General features: G+C 68.1%; 14 protein-coding genes. 9 read left to right on the forward strand and 5 right to left on the reverse strand.

Annotation, left to right across the window (positions count from 1 at the left end):
* Positions 1 to 75 precede the first annotated feature (75 nt).
* On the reverse strand, positions 76 to 159 hold the full coding sequence (locus AC07NI_RS18085) for a hypothetical protein (RefSeq protein ID WP_106907040.1): 84 nt from the start codon (positions 157 to 159) through the stop codon (positions 76 to 78).
* Positions 160 to 318: 159 nt separating this feature from the next.
* On the opposite strand from AC07NI_RS18085, the gene AC07NI_RS18090 reads away from it, so the two are divergent.
* From AC07NI_RS18090 to AC07NI_RS18100, 3 genes are read left to right on the forward strand one after another with little or no spacing between them, the layout of a single operon-like run.
* Positions 319 to 1,818 carry an NAD(P)/FAD-dependent oxidoreductase gene (locus AC07NI_RS18090; RefSeq protein WP_494621603.1) on the forward strand — a complete coding sequence of 500 codons (1,500 nt, stop codon included), beginning with the start codon at positions 319 to 321 and terminating at the stop codon, positions 1,816 to 1,818.
* 2 nt (positions 1,819 to 1,820) lie between these two features.
* Positions 1,821 to 2,255 (forward strand): GtrA family protein, encoded by a 435-nt coding sequence (locus AC07NI_RS18095; protein WP_494621605.1) that lies wholly within the window; start codon positions 1,821 to 1,823, stop codon positions 2,253 to 2,255.
* Positions 2,252 to 4,144, forward strand: coding sequence for a hypothetical protein (locus AC07NI_RS18100; RefSeq protein ID WP_494621607.1), 1,893 nt, complete (start codon positions 2,252 to 2,254; stop codon positions 4,142 to 4,144). Before AC07NI_RS18095 ends, AC07NI_RS18100 begins: the two co-directional genes overlap by 4 nt.
* Here AC07NI_RS18100 and AC07NI_RS18105 read toward each other — a convergent pair.
* On the reverse strand, positions 4,114 to 4,272 hold the full coding sequence (locus tag AC07NI_RS18105) for a hypothetical protein (protein ID WP_494621609.1): 159 nt from the start codon (positions 4,270 to 4,272) through the stop codon (positions 4,114 to 4,116). The two genes, AC07NI_RS18100 and AC07NI_RS18105, sit on opposite strands and share 31 nt — an antisense overlap.
* A 212-nt stretch (positions 4,273 to 4,484) precedes the next feature.
* Here AC07NI_RS18105 and AC07NI_RS18110 point away from each other — a divergent pair, with 212 nt between their 5' ends.
* Positions 4,485 to 5,840, forward strand: coding sequence for a sugar MFS transporter (locus AC07NI_RS18110; protein WP_494621611.1), 1,356 nt, complete (start codon positions 4,485 to 4,487; stop codon positions 5,838 to 5,840).
* A 75-nt stretch (positions 5,841 to 5,915) separates the two neighbouring features.
* Here the strand turns inward: AC07NI_RS18110 and AC07NI_RS18115 are convergent, their stop codons facing one another.
* Positions 5,916 to 7,502, reverse strand: a complete 1,587-nt coding sequence (locus tag AC07NI_RS18115) for a DHA2 family efflux MFS transporter permease subunit (protein WP_494621613.1) — start codon at positions 7,500 to 7,502, stop codon at positions 5,916 to 5,918.
* A 65-nt stretch (positions 7,503 to 7,567) separates the two neighbouring features.
* On the opposite strand from AC07NI_RS18115, the gene AC07NI_RS18120 reads away from it, so the two are divergent.
* Together AC07NI_RS18120 and AC07NI_RS18125 are read left to right on the forward strand one after the other, a co-directional pair.
* Positions 7,568 to 8,161 carry a TetR/AcrR family transcriptional regulator gene (locus AC07NI_RS18120; RefSeq protein ID WP_494621615.1) on the forward strand — a complete coding sequence of 198 codons (594 nt, stop codon included), beginning with the start codon at positions 7,568 to 7,570 and terminating at the stop codon, positions 8,159 to 8,161.
* Positions 8,158 to 9,288 carry an HlyD family secretion protein gene (locus AC07NI_RS18125; protein WP_494621617.1) on the forward strand — a complete coding sequence of 377 codons (1,131 nt, stop codon included), beginning with the start codon at positions 8,158 to 8,160 and terminating at the stop codon, positions 9,286 to 9,288. Before AC07NI_RS18120 ends, AC07NI_RS18125 begins: the two co-directional genes overlap by 4 nt.
* Here AC07NI_RS18125 and AC07NI_RS18130 read toward each other — a convergent pair.
* Entirely contained in the window at positions 9,285 to 10,295 is a 1,011-nt protein-coding gene (locus AC07NI_RS18130; RefSeq protein ID WP_494621619.1) for an AraC family transcriptional regulator, read from the reverse strand. The genes AC07NI_RS18125 and AC07NI_RS18130 overlap by 4 nt on opposite strands.
* Positions 10,296 to 10,413: 118 nt before the next feature.
* Here AC07NI_RS18130 and AC07NI_RS18135 point away from each other — a divergent pair, with 118 nt between their 5' ends.
* The gene (locus AC07NI_RS18135) at positions 10,414 to 11,208 is read left to right on the forward strand and encodes a DUF2306 domain-containing protein (RefSeq protein WP_494621621.1); all 795 of its coding nucleotides are present in this window, start codon (positions 10,414 to 10,416) and stop codon (positions 11,206 to 11,208) included.
* A gap of 107 nt (positions 11,209 to 11,315) precedes the next feature.
* Entirely contained in the window at positions 11,316 to 12,659 is a 1,344-nt protein-coding gene (locus AC07NI_RS18140) for a dicarboxylate/amino acid:cation symporter (protein ID WP_494621623.1), read from the forward strand.
* A gap of 4 nt (positions 12,660 to 12,663) precedes the next feature.
* Here the strand turns inward: AC07NI_RS18140 and AC07NI_RS18145 are convergent, their stop codons facing one another.
* Entirely contained in the window at positions 12,664 to 13,041 is a 378-nt protein-coding gene (locus AC07NI_RS18145; RefSeq protein WP_494621625.1) for a response regulator, read from the reverse strand.
* 186 nt (positions 13,042 to 13,227) lie between these two features.
* Here AC07NI_RS18145 and AC07NI_RS18150 point away from each other — a divergent pair, with 186 nt between their 5' ends.
* Positions 13,228 to 15,531 carry a glycoside hydrolase family 3 N-terminal domain-containing protein gene (locus tag AC07NI_RS18150; RefSeq protein ID WP_494621627.1) on the forward strand — a complete coding sequence of 768 codons (2,304 nt, stop codon included), beginning with the start codon at positions 13,228 to 13,230 and terminating at the stop codon, positions 15,529 to 15,531.
* Positions 15,532 to 15,847: the final 316 nt, after the last annotated feature.

Raw genomic sequence — 15,847 nt, forward strand, 5'->3', positions numbered from 1 at the left:
AGGTCCGGCGGCCATTAAAAAAGCCGCCCGGGGGACCCCTGGCGGCTGGTGAAGGTGTTCTCTGTGGCCCTGATGTCAGGCCGAACGAAACCCTCCCGGCGCCAGAGGCGTCGGATAGCTAAAATACCAAAACAGCGTGTGGCTGGCGGCGAGGGTCATCACAGCAAACCTAGCGTCGCCTTTGCCGCCTGTCACCCCCGATAAGACGGTCCGCGACCGATCGTCCCGGATTCACGATTAATCTGGATTCACCAAGCCTCGCGACCCGGCCTTAACCATCCTACGCCAATCTGTACTGAAATGGGATCGGAGGGGCGGATGGCCCAGCACGTGGAAACCTTGGTGATCGGCGCCGGCCCGGCGGGCCTGACGACCGCCTACACCCTGGCCAAGGCCGGTCGCGGCGTGACCGTGCTGGAGATGGACCCGACCTATGTCGGCGGCATAAGCCGGACCGTGGACTACAAGGGCTTCAAGTTCGACATCGGCGGCCACCGCTTCTTCTCGAAGAGCAAGGAGATCGTCGACCTCTGGAACGAGATCCTGCCTGACGACCTCATCGACCGCCCGCGCCTGTCGCGCATCTATTACCGCGAGAAGTTCTACGCCTATCCGCTGAAGGCCTTCGAGGCCCTGGCGAACCTCGGCGTCTGGACGGCGACCAAGTGCATGGCCTCGTTCGGCTGGGCCAAGGTCAAGCCGATCGCCAACCCGACGACCTTCCACCAGTGGGTCCGCAACCAGTTCGGCGAGACGCTGTTCTCGATCTTCTTCAAGACCTACACCGAGAAGGTGTGGGGCATGAGCTGCGACGAGATCTCGGCCGACTGGGCCAGCCAGCGCATCAAGGGCCTGGACCTCGCCGCCGCCATCATCGACGGCGTCAAGCGCTCGCTCGGCGTCAAGGCCAGGGGCGGTGAAGGCTCGCCCAAGACCCTGATCGAGAGCTTCCGCTATCCCCGCAAGGGCCCCGGCATGATGTGGGAAGCCTGCCGCGACAAGATCGCCGCCCTGGGCGGCCAGGTCCGCATGGGCCGCAAGGTCGACGGGCTGCACTACGACAAGCTGGCCAAGATCTGGACCGTCTCGGTCACCTGCGCCGACGGCAAGAAGGAGATCTACACGGCCGACGACGTGGTCTCCTCGGCCCCGATCCGCGAGCTGATGCAGGCGGTGTCGCCCACCCCGATCAGCGTCTTCCACGCCGGCGAGCTGATGTACCGCGACTTCATCACCGTCGTGCTGATCGGCAAGCCGCAGAAGGAGCTGCCGGACAACTGGATCTATATCCACGATCCGTCGGTGAAGGTCGGCCGCGTGCAGAACTTCCGCTCGTGGTCGCCGGAGATGATCCCGGACGGTGTCTCGACCTGCCTCGGTTTGGAATATTTCTGCTTCGAGGGCGACGGCCTGTGGACCTCGTCGGACGAGGACCTGGTCGCCCAGGCCAAGCGCGAGATCGGCAAGATCGGCCTGATGGACCCGGCGGACGTCTACGACGCCTGCGTAGTGCGCCAGCACAAGGCCTATCCGGTCTATGACGACGCCTATGCCGAGCACATCAAGATGATCCGCCTGGACCTGAAGATGCACTTCCCGGGCCTGCACCTGGTGGGCCGCAACGGCATGCACAAGTACAACAACCAGGACCACGCCATGATGACCGGCCTGCTGACGGCCGAGAACATCATCGCCGGCGAGACCCTCCACGATGTGTGGGAGGTCAACGAGGACGCCGAGTACGGCGAAGCCGGCGTCTCCGGCGCCCGCGAGGCCCTGCGCAGCGAACGCGCCGTGCCGACCAAGGTCGCCGCCTGATCATGAGGCTCGCTCTGCAGCTCTGGCGGCGTTTGCCTGAAGGGCTGCGGGAGCTGATGCTCTACGGCTTCGCCAGCGCCCTGGCTCTGGGTCTCGACTGGGGCCTACTGCTGGCGCTGACGACGCTGGGCGTGAACTACCTGATCGCCTCGGCGACGGGCTTCGTCAGCGGCATTGCTGTCACCTACCTGCTGTCGATCTGCGTGGTGTTTCGCCACCGCCCGGTCGTCGATCGCCGGCGCGAGTTCTTCGGCTTCATCGGCGTCGGCCTGGCGGGCTTGGTCTTGACCCAGGGCCTGATGGCGTTGTGGGTCGAGGTGCTGCACGTGCATCCGGGCGTGGCCAAGATTCCGACCGCCGGGATCGTCTTCGTGTTCAACTTCACCGTCCGCCGGGCGCTGCTGTTCAAGGCTCCCCGCATCACCGCCCAGCCGTGAGCCGGCGGGACCAGATTGTCGGCTGGCTGGCGGCCTTCGGGCTGTTCCTGCTGAGCCGACCCTATATGGGCATCCATCACGACGGGCGGCTCTATGTAGCCGACGCCTTGGCCAAGCTCGATCCGGGCGGGGTAGGGCGCGACCTGATGTTCGTCCACGACGGGCAGTTCGGGTTCAGCCTCTACACGCCGATGCTGTCGCGGCTGATCGCGGTGCTGGGACCGTCGGGCGCGACCATGGCCATCGTGGCCTTGACGTTGGTGCTGTGGTTCGCCGCCGCCGCGCTGATGGTCGAACGCTTCCTGGCCGATCGGCCGCCAGCCGTGCGCTGGGCGGCGCTGGTTTTCGTCGCCGCGCTGCCGGCGCTGTACGGCCCCCTGAACATCATCGGCTTCGGCGAGCCCTACGCCACGCCGCGCGGCTTGGTCGAGGCCGCGGGCCTGGCTGGCATGGCCGCCTATCTCTCCGGACGCCGCTGGCTGGGCCTCGCGCTCTGCGTCGTCGGCATGCTGTTCCATCCGATCATGGGCCTGTGCTCGGCCGCCGCGATCGGCGTCGCGCTGTGCTTCGAGGATCGCCGCTGGCTGTGGGCGGCCCTGGCCGGTGTCGCCGTCGTCGCCGTGGCGGGTCTGGCGCACCTGCCGGTCGCCGACCGCCTGGTCACCGTCATGGACCCCGCCTGGCGGGCGGTGGTCGAGACGCGCAGCCCGATCCTGTTCCCGTCGCTCTGGCCCGTGGAGACTTGGAGCCGCCTGGCCGCGCAGGCCTGCACGGTGGCGGCCGCGACTTTCCTGCTGCGAGGCGCGCCGCGCCGTCTGGCCCTGGGCGTGCTGATCGCCGGCCTAGTCGGCGTGGCCATCGCCGCCGTCCTGGGCGAGCGGCTATCCCTGATCCTGTTCCTGCAGATCCAGAGCTGGCGCACCCTGCAGCCGGTCGCCGTGCTGTCGCTGGCTTGCCTGGCGCTGCTGGTCGTCGAGATGCCACGGCGCGGACCGACGGGCCTGCTGGGCCTGGTCCTGATCGGCGTGGCCTGGCTGTTCCGCGATGTCGGCGGGCTGAGCCTGCTGGCGGCCCCCTTGGGTCTGCTGTTCGTCGCCGTGGGCGACAGGACGGACCTCGCGAGGCCGAAGCTCTTCACGGCGGTGGCGCTGGGCCTGCTGGCCGTGGCGGTGGTTGGCTATGTCGGTCTCGCCGGGACGGGCCTAGCGCACAAGCTGGCGCGGGCGGGGCGCTACAGCGAGGCGATCGTCTGGTTTAGCGACCTGCCGGCCTTGGCGATCGTATTGACGCTCGGCGTCTGGTTCGCGCGAGGCTGGCCGGCGCCGTCGGGCGCGGTGCGCGTCATCGGTCTGGCGGCCATCGCTCTTCTGGCGATCATCCTGTGGGACGATCGATCCGCCTACGTCCGCGCCCGCGACCAGGGCAGGGACCCGACGCTGGTCGCCATGACCGCCGCGCGGCCAGGACCGGTGCTGTGGCTGGTCGGGGATGTGGAGCCCTGGCTGCTGCTGGGCCGGCCCAGCTGGTCCGCGCGCGTGCAGGGCGCCGGCGTGGTGTTCTCCGAACCGCTGGCCCTGCAGATCCGCGACCGAGCCGATCGCCTGACAAAATTGGGTCTGGTTGGCGAGGACTTCATCCGGCCGCTGACCGCGCCTGAACGGCGCTTGCCACCGCCGGGCGTGGCGCAGGTCCGGACCTTCTGCGCGGCGCCGGATGCGCCCGCCTGGATCGTCTGGCCGCGCTGGGAGGACGCACCGCCGCTATCCGCCGAGCTGGCGGCGCGGGACTGGACGCCCAAGGCGCCGTACGTCCACGATCAGGAAGACGGGGGCGAACTACGCGCCCTGAAGGCCAGCCGCTACGCGGTGATTCCCTGCGCCGGCGGCTGAACCGCCTCGCGCGGCGTCCTTAGCCGGCCGATGCTCCAGGCGATGAAATGCACCAGCGCGTCGGCCAGCCCGACCATCGCCGCCAGCACGAAGAAGCTGGACATCAGAAGCACCATCAGAGCCGACATGAAGAAACTCCCGTTCGTGAAACCAAGCGACGAGAGGGGCGAGCGGTTCCTGTGGTAGCGCTATCGGGCGCCTAAAAAATCCACGGTGTGGTTGACAACGTTGTCACGCTTCCTGTGAATGGCGCGTCCGCGCAAAGACGGATTCCACAAATATCGTCACTAGGGAGTGGTGCAGTGATTGCGGTGAAATACAGCCTCGAGGGCGCCGTCCGATGACCGACGCCGCGATCGCGAAATCCACGACCAAGGGCAGCGGCGTCAAGCTCGCCGTCGTCTATGTGACCTGCCTGTTCTTCATCTGGGCGCTGGTCACCAACCTGCTCGACCCGCTGCTGAAGACCTTCAAGACGGTCTTCACGTTGAGCCCTGTCGAGGCCAGCCTGACCGGCTTCGCCTTCTTCATCGCCTACGGGATCATGTCGCTGCCGTCGGCCGCGTTCCTGTCCAAGCTGGGCTACGCCAAGTCGGTCATGGTCGGCCTGGGCGGCATCGTCGTCGGCTGCTTCATCGCCATCGCCGCGGCCAAGCTGCACACCTTCGGCATCTTCCTGGTCGGTCTGTTCGTCATGGCCTCGGGCGTGACCCTGCTGCAGGTGGCGGCCAATCCGCTGATCGCCTCGATGGGCAAGCCCGAAGAGTCCTCGTTCCGCCTGAACCTGTCGCAGGCGTTCAACTCGCTGGGCGCGGCCTGCGGCCTGTGGTTCGGCGCCAACTTCCTGCTCAAGGGCGAGATCTTCACCAAGGACGTGGTGATCACCCAGGCCATGCGCGAGCAGGCCCTGGGCTTCGTCTCGAACGTCTATCTCGCCATCGGCGTGGGCCTGGCCCTGTTCATCCTGCTGATCTTCCTGGTCCGCCAGAAGATCACCGACGCGGCGCCGAAGACCGGCCAGCTGGTCAATCCGTTCACCGCCCTGACGTCCAAGTGGGCGAACCTCGGCGCGATCGGCATCTTCCTCTATGTCGGCGCCGAGGTGGCGATCTCGCTGCACCTGCTGCTGTTCCTGGAGCAGTCGCGCATCCTGGACATCCCGTCCGAGCAGGCCGGCAAGATGACCACCTTCTACATGGTGTTCGCCATGATCGGCCGCTTCGCCGGCTCGGCCCTGCTGAAGACGATCAAGGACTACGCCCTGCTGACCGGCGTGGCCGTCGGCGCCATCGTGCTGTGCCTGGTCGTCATCCTGACCAAGGACATGACCCCCAGCGCCCATACGGGCACGCTAAACCTGCTGCTGGCCTCGGCCCCGCTGACCAGCGGCCTGATCCCGGCCTTCGCGGCGCTGCTGATCGGCCTGTTCAACTCGATCATGTTCCCGACGATCTTCACCCTGACCCTGCAACGGTCCTCGGCGCCGACCTCGGCGACCTCGGGCCTGCTGTGCATGGCCATCGTGGGCGGCGCCTTCCTGCCGCTGGCCTTCGCCAAGATCGAGGAGCTGACCGGCTCGATCTCGATGGGCTTCATCGCTCCGCTGGTCTGCTACGTCTACGTCCTGTGGTTCGCCATCGTGGCCAAGAAGGCCCCGACCCACGAGATCCAGGAAGGCGTGGCCGGCGGCCACTAGGCCGTCCCCCCTTCCGATACCCAACTACCTGCAAGCGCACCCCGGGAGGCTCGTCCTCCCGGGGATTTTTTATGCTCAGTGCGCGTCTTGGGGCGGCTTGTTGGCGAGCGGCGGGGGCTTGCAGAACGGGGCCATGACCAGGGCCAGCACGAACAGGCCCGCCATCACCCGGAAGACGTCGTTGAAGGCCAGGGTCAGGGCCTCGCGGCCGACCACCTTGGCCAGTTCGCCCTGCAGGATCAGCGCGGCCTGGGCGGCGTCGGGCGTGCGTTCGGCGATGCGGGCGGCCAGGGCCTCCAGCGCCGCATTGCCCGAGCGGCCAGCCTCGCCCAGCGCCTCGCCGAAGCGGGCCACGTGGATGCGGGCGTTGTCGCCCAGCCAGGTGTTGACGACGGCGATGCCGATGGCCCCGCCCAGGTTGCGCATCAGGTTGAACAGGCCGGACGCGTAGCGCAGCTCGGCCATCTCGAACCCGCCCAACGCCATGTTCACGCTGGGCACGATGCACAGCATGATCGCGAAGCCCCGCAGGGCCTGGGGCGCCAGCAGGGCCATGAAGCCCCACTCGCTGGTCATGTGCGAGGTCAGCCACAGGGCGGTGGCGAACAGCGACAGGCCCACCGTGACCACGATCCGCTGGTCGACGCGGGTGGAGAGCCGCGCGGCGATCACGGTCGACAGGATCTGGGCGATGCCGGTGACGACGACCGTGGTGCCGATCTCCAGGCTGTCATAGCCGCGCACCCGGCCCAGGAAGACAGGGATCAGATAGGTCGAGGAATAGAGTCCGAAGCCGATCACCAGGTTGAACACGCAGGCGAACACGAAGGTCGGCTTGCGGAAGGGTGAGAGCTTGACGACCGGCCCGCCGGACCGGAACGAGCGCTCGATGAACAGGGCGAAGGCCACCAGCGTCACCCAGCCGGCGATGGCGATGGTCGGGTCCTCGAACCACTGCTGGCGGGGGCCTTCCTCCAGCACATATTCCAGGCCGCCCAGGAACACGGCCATGGCGGCCAGGTGCGAATAGTCGATGGTCTTCAGCATCTCGGGCTTGGCGCGGTCGACCTTGATCACCGTGATCGCCAGGATGGTCACCAGGGCCCCGGGCACGATGTTGATGTAGAAGATCGAACGCCAGCCGACCGCCTCGGTCAGCCAGCCGCCGACCGTGGGGCCCAGGGTCGGGGCCAGCACCGAGACCATGCCCAGGATCGCCGGGATCATCGCCCGCTGTGGTCCGGAGAACATGGCGAAGCCCGTGGCGAACACCGTCGGCACCATGGCCCCGCCCGTGAAGCCCTGCAGCACGCGGAACAGGATCATCGAGTCGATGTCCCAGGCCATGCCGCACAGGGCCGACGAGATCGTGAACAGCCCGGCCGACAGGGCGAACAGCCATCGTGTCGACAGGCTCTGCGCCAGGAACGCCGCGAACGGGATCATCACCAGCTCGGCCATCAGGTAGCCGGTCTGCACCCAGCTGATCTCGTCCGGCCCGGCCGAGAGCCCCGCCTGCACGTCGTTCAGTGAGGCGGCGACGATCTGGATGTCGATCAGCGCCATGAACTGACCGAACGCCATCACGCCGAAGATCAGGAACTTCGTCCGGGTAGGCAGGGCGCCTGGATCGATCGGCGGCTTGGCGACGGCTGAGCTCACGGGAGCGCCCCTTGAAAGTATGATGATCATAATATTATATGGATCATGCAATCGAGGACGCAAGCATGCGCTACGACGCAGAGCACAAGCAGAAGACCCGCCTGCGGGTCCTGGACGAGGCCGCCAAGGCCATCCGCGAGGAAGGCCCGCACCGTCTGGGCGTGGCCGGAGTCATGGCCCGCGCCGGGCTGACGCACGGCGGCTTCTACGCCCACTTTCCGTCGAAGGAGGCGTTCGTCGCCGAGGCCATCGCCCACATGTTCGAGGGCGGGCCGATCTCGACGCTGAAGAAGGTGAAGGACCTGCCGCCGCGCGAGGCGCTGACGGGGTTCATTGACTTCTATCTTTCCGCCCGCCACCGCGACAGCCGCAACGGCGGCTGCCCGTTGCCCTATCTGGCCGGCGATGCGCCGCGCCTGGCCGACGCTTCCCGTGAGCGCTACGCGCAAGGCACGGCCAGCCTGACGCAGGTCATCGCCGACCGCCTGGTCGAGCTGGGCCGGCCCCATCCCGAGGATGAGGCGAGCTCCATGCTGTCCGAACTGGTCGGGGCCGTGACCCTGGCCCGGGCCGAAGCCGATCCCGACCGCTCCGACGCCATTCTCGAACGCTCGCGCGCGCACCTGAAGCGCCGCCTTGGCCTGGAGGCCGCCCAATGACCGACGCCACCTTTAAAGACGGGCTCGTCGAAGCCCCCACTGTCGCCGCCAAGGCCAAGAAGGCTCCGTTCTCGCGCAAGACCGTGCTGGCGGTCGGCACGGCGCTGGTCGTCGCGGTCGGCGGCGGCCTGCTGATCGCCGCGCCGAAGAGCTCGGTCTCGACCGACGCGGCCTATATCCAGGCCGACAGCTCGGCCATCGCGCCGAAGGTCAGAGGCCTGGTGTCCCAAGTGCTGGTCGGCCACAACCAGACGGTCCATCGCGGCGACGCCTTGCTGCGCATCGATCCGGAAGAATTCGACGCCCGCGTCGCCTCGGCCGACGCCGATGTCGGCAACGCCGAGGCCGCCGCCGCCAGCGCCCGCGCCGCCCTGATCTCGCTGGACGCCGAGCAGCGCCTGGCCGGCTCCAACATCCGCGCCGCCCAGACCTCCATCGCCGCCGCCGACGCCGAGAACGTCCGCGCCCAGGCCGACCGCAAGCGCTACGAAGACCTCGCTGACAGCGGCGCGGTGGCTCGCCGCGACGTCGAACGCTTCCGCGCCGCGGCCGTTGGGGCCCAGTCGGACGCGGATCGCAGCCGCGCCCAGCTGTCCGTCAGCCAGGACCAGGCCGCCGTCACCGCCGCCAAGCGCGCCACCCTGACCGCCAACCTGGCCCAGGCCGAGGCCGCCGTGGCCCGCGCCAAGGCCGCCCTGATTCTGGCCCGCCAGGACCAGAGCCACACGGTCATCGTCTCGCCGATCGATGGCGTCGTGGGCGACCGCCAGGCTGAGCCCGGCGACTACGTCCAGCCCGGCACCCGGCTGATGACCATCGTGCCGATCAAGGCGCTGTACGTGGTCGCCAACTTCAAGGAGACCCAGGTCGAGCGGATGCTTCCCGGCCAGGAGGCGACGATCAAGGTCGACGCCCTGGGCGGCAAGGCGCTGAAGGGCCACGTCGAGAGCTTCGCCCCGGGCTCGGGCTCGCAGTTCTCGCTGCTGCCGTTCGAGCCGGGCACGGGCAACTTCACCAAGATCGTCCAGCGCGTGCCGGTCCGCATTCGCCTCGACCCGAACCAGGCCGAGGTCGCGCGTCTGCGGCCGGGCCTGTCGACGACGGTGAAGGTGCGGCTGAAGAGCTAGCCTTTCCGGCTGCGCGGACTGGCGCCGGTCCAGCGCTTGAAGGCCCGTGAGAAGGCGCTCGTCTCCGAAAAGCCGACCAGGTAGGCGGTCTCGTTGACCGACAGCTTTTCCAGATAAGTCTCGGCCATCCGGCGGCGCAGGTCGTCCAACACCTGGTCGAAGCTGACGCCTTCGGCCTTCAGGCGGCGGTAGAGGGTCTGGCGGCTGAGGCCCAGCGCCTGGGCGACGGTGTCCATGGCCAGTTCGCCGGTGTGCAGCAGCGGGATCAGCAGGGCTTCGACTCGACCGCGTGTGGTCTTGGACTCCTCCAGGCTCTTCAGCAGCGCGTCGGCGTGGCCGTTGAACATGCCGAAGGCGTAGCGGTTGGGCCGGTGGATCGCGAGGTTCAGCCACGAGGGCTCGATCTTGAGCGCGTTCCAGGCCGCGCCGAAGGTGACCGGCGCGCGCAGGATCGGCTCGTACTCGGCGACATGGGCCGGGCGCGGCCGGGTCAGGTGCACGGCCAGCACGAACGTGAAGTCCGGATAGTGCCGGGCCATCTCGCAGGTGAAGCGGGCCAGGGCCGCTTCGACCAGCTCGGGGAAATCCTCGACGGCGCAGCGATCCTGCAGCCAAAGCCCGTCCTCGCGCGGCGTCAGCTGGAAGCGCGGGCCGTCCGAGACGCCCTCGACCTCGACCACCAGCCGCGAGAAGCGGTTCAGCTGCTTTAGCGCCCCGCCCATGGTGTCGGCCGCCTGGCAGATCAGGCCGACGATCGAGATCTGCTCGAAGCGGGTGGCTTCCGGGAACTTCAGGGGCAGGGCGGGCTCGCCGGTCATCGCCTCGCCGGCGCGGTAGAGGGCCTTGTAGCGCTCCAGCGGGATGCGGGCGTCCTGGTCGGCGAAGTCGGCCTCGGCCACGCCGGTGGCGGCCAGCAGCGCCGCGCGGTCCGCGCCCAGCGACACGGCGAACTCCAGCAGGCCCTGGAAGAACCCGCCCGAAACCGTTGCCTGGACCACGCTGACCATGGCCCGAGCGGTAGCAGGGTGATCGCCAGGGTCAAGTTCGTGGCGCCCCGCGTCATGGCTCCGGTTCGCCGTGCTTCGTAAGCCTGCCAGCGAGGGATGCGTTGATGAGTTCGCACACATGGAGAAGTTGGCTGGCCGGGCGCTGAGCGCCTCGGCGACCGCGTGGTTCGTGGCCCTGGTCGCGGGGCTGTGGGCGTTCGGTATCTATATCGTCGGGCTCTACGGCCTCGGCGCCGTGACCGGGAACTGGGAGCGCTGGAATGCGGTGCTGCCGGCCGGGCACGGCTATAATCGCGGCGACACGGCTGGGAACCTGGCGCTGGGCGTGCACCTCTTGATGGCGGTGTTCGTGACCTTCGCCGGATCGCTGCAACTGGTCCCTGCGATCCGGGCGAAAGCGCCGAGGTTCCACCGCTGGAACGGTCGGGCGTTCATCGCCGTGGCCTTCGCCATCGCGCTGTCGGGCCTGTTCATCGCCTTCACCCGCGGCGCGGTGGCGGGGACTTACATGGCGTTCGGCAACACCCTGAACGCGGTGCTCCTGATGCTGTGCGCCGGCCAGGCGTTGCGGTTCGCGATCCAGCGGCGGTTCGACGTCCACCGGCGCTGGGCGTTGCGGGCCTTCGTGCTGATGCTGGGGGTGTTCTTCTATCGCCTGGGCATGATGCTGTGGTTCGTGGCCCACCAGACGCCGGTCGGCCACACCGACGCCTTCGACGGACCGTTCGACATCTTCCTGGCCTTCGCCCACGTGCTGCTGCCGCTGGCGATCCTGGAGCTCTATCTTCTGGCGCGGGACCGGGGTGGGGCAGGGGCCAAGCTGGCCATGGCCGGCGGCATGGCCCTCGTGACCCTGGCGACGGCGGCCGGCGGGCTTTTCGCCATCCTGGGGATGTGGCTGCCGCGTCTTTAGGCACAGAGGCCGTTTCAGTTTTCCTGGGGGCGCCTCCCGGAAAACCTCGCTCGTAAATCCCACCGCTCGGCACGACATTAAAGGCCTTAGTCGTCCGAGGATCGCGCATGGCCGTCGCCCAGCCGAAGAGCAGCCGTTTCATCAGCGGGTTCGGAGTCCAGGTCCTGGTCGCCATGACCCTGGGCCTGGGCCTGGGCCTGCTGGCGCGCAACCTGGGTCCGGCCGAAGGGCAGGCGGGCTACGCCCTGGCCGAGACGCTGCATCAGGTCGGCGCGATCTTCATCCAGCTGCTGCGCGTGCTGGTGCCGCCGTTGGTGTTCACGGCCATCGTCGCCTCGATCGCCAATATCGCCCAGCTGCAGAACGCCGCCCGCCTGGTCTGGCGGACCCTGTTCTGGTTCGCGGTCACCGCCCTGATCGCGGTGCTGATCGGCATCGCGCTGGGTCTGATCCTGCAGCCCGGCCTGCACACCAGTGTCGCCGCCGCTGCCGCCAAGGCCCCCAAGACCCACGGCTCGTGGCTGGACTTCCTGACCGGCCTGGTGCCCAGCAACATCCTGGGCCTGGCCGCCTCGACCAAGATCACCGACGGCGCGGCCACCACCGGCCTGTCGTTCAACGTGCTGCAGATCGTGGTCATCTCGCTGGTCACCGGCATCGCGGCCCTGAAGGTCGGCGAGGCGGGCGAGGCCTTCCTGAAGTTCAACGCCTCGGCCCTGGCGATCGTACGCAAGGTGCTGTGGTGGGTGATCCGCCTGACGCCGATCGGCACCGTCGGCCTGTTCGGCAACGCCGTGGCCCAGTACGGCTGGACCACGCTAGGTCAGCTCGGGGCCTTCACCGGCGCGATCTATATCGGCCTCGCTTTGGTGCTGCTGGTCGTCTACCCGACCATCCTGGCGCTGAACGGCCTCAACCCCATCAAGTTCTTCCAGGGCGCCTGGCCGGCGATCCAGCTGGGCTTCGTGTCGCGCTCGTCGATCGGCACCCTGCCGGTGACCGAGGCCGTGACCGAGACCAGCCTGGGCGTGCCGCGCGCCTACGCCGCCTTCGCCGTGCCGTTCGGCGCGACCACCAAGATGGACGGCTGCGCGGCCATCTATCCGGCGATCGCGGCGATCTTCGTGGCCCAGTTCTTCGGCGTGCACCTGGCCTGGTCGGACTATTTCCTGATCGTCTTCGTCTCGGTGATCGGCTCGGCCGCCACGGCGGGCCTGACCGGCGCGACGGTGATGCTGACCCTGACGCTCTCGACCCTGGGCCTGCCGTTGGAAGGCGCGGGCCTGCTGCTGGCCATCGACCCGATCCTGGACATGGGCCGAACCGCCGTGAACGTCGCCGGCCAGGCCCTCATTCCCACCATCGTGGCCAAGCGCGAGGGAATCCTGGACCTGGAGACCTACAACGCCGCTCGCCTTCCGGCCGACGTCGCGGTGATCGCGGCGGAGTAGGGCGCTAGGCGGCGACCTTGTTGTCCGCCAGCGCGCACAGCGCCTCGACGATCTGGCGAGGATGGTAGGGCTTGCCGATGAAGATCGAGCCCTCCACGCCTTCGGCCGCATGGCGCGAGGCCGCCGCCCCGGAAACGAAGACGACCGGCAGGCCCGGATAGGCGACCCGCGCCCGGCGAGCGACGTCGAAGCCGTTCTCGCCTTCGCCCAGATCGATGTCGCTGACCAGGGCCGAGAGATAGGCGCGCTTGTCGATGACGTTCGCGGCCAATAATGCGCTAGAGGCGTCTATGACCCGCATGCCACGATCTCGAATAAATTCGCACGATGAAAAGCTTAATATAAAATCATCTTCAACAAAAAGAATTTGATGAGCGTGCATTTACTGCAATCCTCTTGAGTAGGTAAAACTCTCAGAAGTTGAATTGTTTCCTCTGTCAGGTTTTCGGCCGCTATTTTGACTTTCGCGGGCGAGCATTTCGTCGCGCTAACCCAAGGGGCGAGGGCGGTTGCGCGCTGACGCTTTAGCGGCGAGTTTGCGCGCCTCGTAAGCGTCCGGGGGATTCCCATGATGTCGAAGACGGCGGCCCGCGTGTCGGACGGGCCGAACCGCCGTGGTTTCCTTTCGGGCTTGGCCGCCCTGGCGGGACTGGCCGTCGCGACTCCCCGCGCCTTCGCCCGAGCTTCCGATCGCATCGAAGGCCTGCTGGCCCAGATGACGATCGAGGAGAAGGCCGGCCAGCTGTCGTGTTTCGCCGACATGATCCGGCCGCCGATCGGCGACATGAATCCGCTGGTCAATATCCGCAACGCCCAGACCCTGCTGGCCGAGGTCAAGGCCGGGCGGATCGGCGCGCTGTTCAACGGCGTCGGGGCCCAGGCCGCGCGCGACACCCAGAAGGCCGCGATCGAGGGCTCACGCCTGAAGATCCCGCTGCTGTTCGCCGCCGACGTGATCCACGGCTTCCGCACGGTGTTCCCGATCCCGCTGGGCGAGACCGCCAGCTTCGACCCGCACCTGGCCGAGCGCACCGCCCGCGCCACCGCCCTGGAGGCCACGGCCTCGGGCCTGCACTGGACCTTCGCGCCGATGGTCGATGTGGCCCGCGACCAGCGCTGGGGCCGGGTGGCCGAGGGCTCGGGCGAGGACGTCTTCCTGGGCGAGATGATGGCCGCCGCCCGCGTGCGCGGCTTCCAGGGCAAGGACCTGAAGGCCGACGACAGCATGCTGGCCACGCCCAAGCACTTTGCGGCTTACGGCGCCGTTACGGCGGGGCTGGAATACAATTCGGTCGAACTCTCCCAAGCGACCCTGCGCGAGGTGCATCTGCCGCCGTTCCAGGCCGCCTTCGCGGCCGGCGCCCTGACCACCATGTCGGCCTTCAACGACGTCAACGGCGTGCCGGCCACCGCCAACAAGATGCTGCTGACCGACATCCTGCGCGGGGAGTGGGGCTTCAAGGGCGTGGTGGTCTCGGACTACACGGCCGACCAAGAGCTGGTGGCGCACGGCTTCGCCGCCGACGACCGCGACGCCGCCCGCCTGGCCATCCTGGCCGGGGTCGACATGAGCATGCAGAGCGGCCTCTACAACCGCTACCTGCCGGAGCTGGTCGCCTCGGGCGCGGTGCCGATGGCCACGGTCGACGCGGCCGTGCGCCGGGTGCTGGCCCTGAAGGAGGCGATCGGCCTCTTCGACAATCCCTACCGCTCGCTGGACCCGCGCGACGAGGCCGAGCGCACCGCCACCCCGGCCATGCGCGCCTTGAGCCGCGAGGCCGGCGCGCGCTCGATCGTGCTGCTGAAGAACGACCGCGCCCTGCTGCCGCTGCCCAAGGCCGGCAAGCGGTTCGCCCTGATCGGCCCGTTCGCCGACGACCGCGAGAACGTGCTGGGCGCCTGGGGCGGGTTCTTCGCCGACCGCCGCCTGAACGTCGATCTCGCCACCGGCCTGCGCGCCCAGCTGGCCGATCCGGGCGGCCTGATCGTCGAGCGCGGCTGCGAGGTCGAGACCACCATCGCCGGCGGCTTCGAGCGCGCCGTGGCGGCGGCCCAAGCGGCCGACATCGTCCTGCTGGCCATCGGCGAGAGCCAGGACATGACGGGCGAGGCCAAGTCGCGCACCGATATCCGCATCCCACCCGTCCAGCAGCGCCTGGCCGAGGCGATCGCCGCCACGGGCAAGCCGGTCATCGTCCTGCTGCGCCACGGCCGCGCCATCCAGCTGGAAGGCGTGGTCCGCGACGCCCCGGCGATCCTGGCGACCTGGTTCCTGGGCAGCGAGATGGGCAACGCCGTGGCCGATGTGCTGTTCGGCGTGGTGAACCCCTCGGGCAAGCTGCCGGTCAGCTTCCCGATCGACAGCGGTCAGGAGCCGTTCTTCTACAACGGCCGCACCACGGGGCGTCCCGCGCCGGCCGATCCGAACGGCCAGGAGTACAAGGCCCGCTGGCGCTCGATCCGCAACGACGCGCTCTATCCGTTCGGGTTCGGCCTCAGCTACACGCGCTTCGACGTTACCGACATGAAGCTCAGCACCGCGCGCCTGGCGTGGAACGACACGCTGCACGTCAGCGCCAAGGTCAAGAACAGCGGCAACCTGCACGGCGACCACGTCCTCCAGCTCTACATCCGCGACCGCGTGGCCAGCCGCACCCGGCCGGTGCGCGAGCTGAAGGGCTTCCAGCGTGTCTCCCTGGCTCCCGGCGCCGAGCGCGAGGTCCGGTTCGAGCTGAAACGCGAGAACCTGATGTTCGTCGGCGACAACGACTACTGGATCGCCGAGCCGGGGATGTTCGACGTCTGGTTGGCCAATTCGTCCGTGGACGGCCTGGTTTCCAGCTTCGAGCTGCTGGCCGCCGGGCAGGGGTGACCCGAATCGGGGTGTTAGGAATTGGGGCTCGAATGTGTCTCCCGAGCCGCTCCGGACCGCCTGGATTAATCCCGCGCTAAGCATGTCCGCATCTTTCGAGATGACGCATGCAGATGATCCAGGTCCAGGCTAGGGCCTTGTCTTGCAAGGCTTTACGCCGTTTCTGACAGAGCGTGGAGCAGGGCCGCGAACGCAACCTGACCGCAAGTCAAGCGCTGCGTCCGCATGTCTCGTTGAAAGGACTTGGAAAGGAAATATGGTTACCGCGAATTAGCCATAGTCGGGCTAGTTGCGGGGCGCTTGAGTTTGGGGGGCG

It is taken from the genome of Caulobacter sp. GW821-FHT10E02, assembly GCF_059415225.1.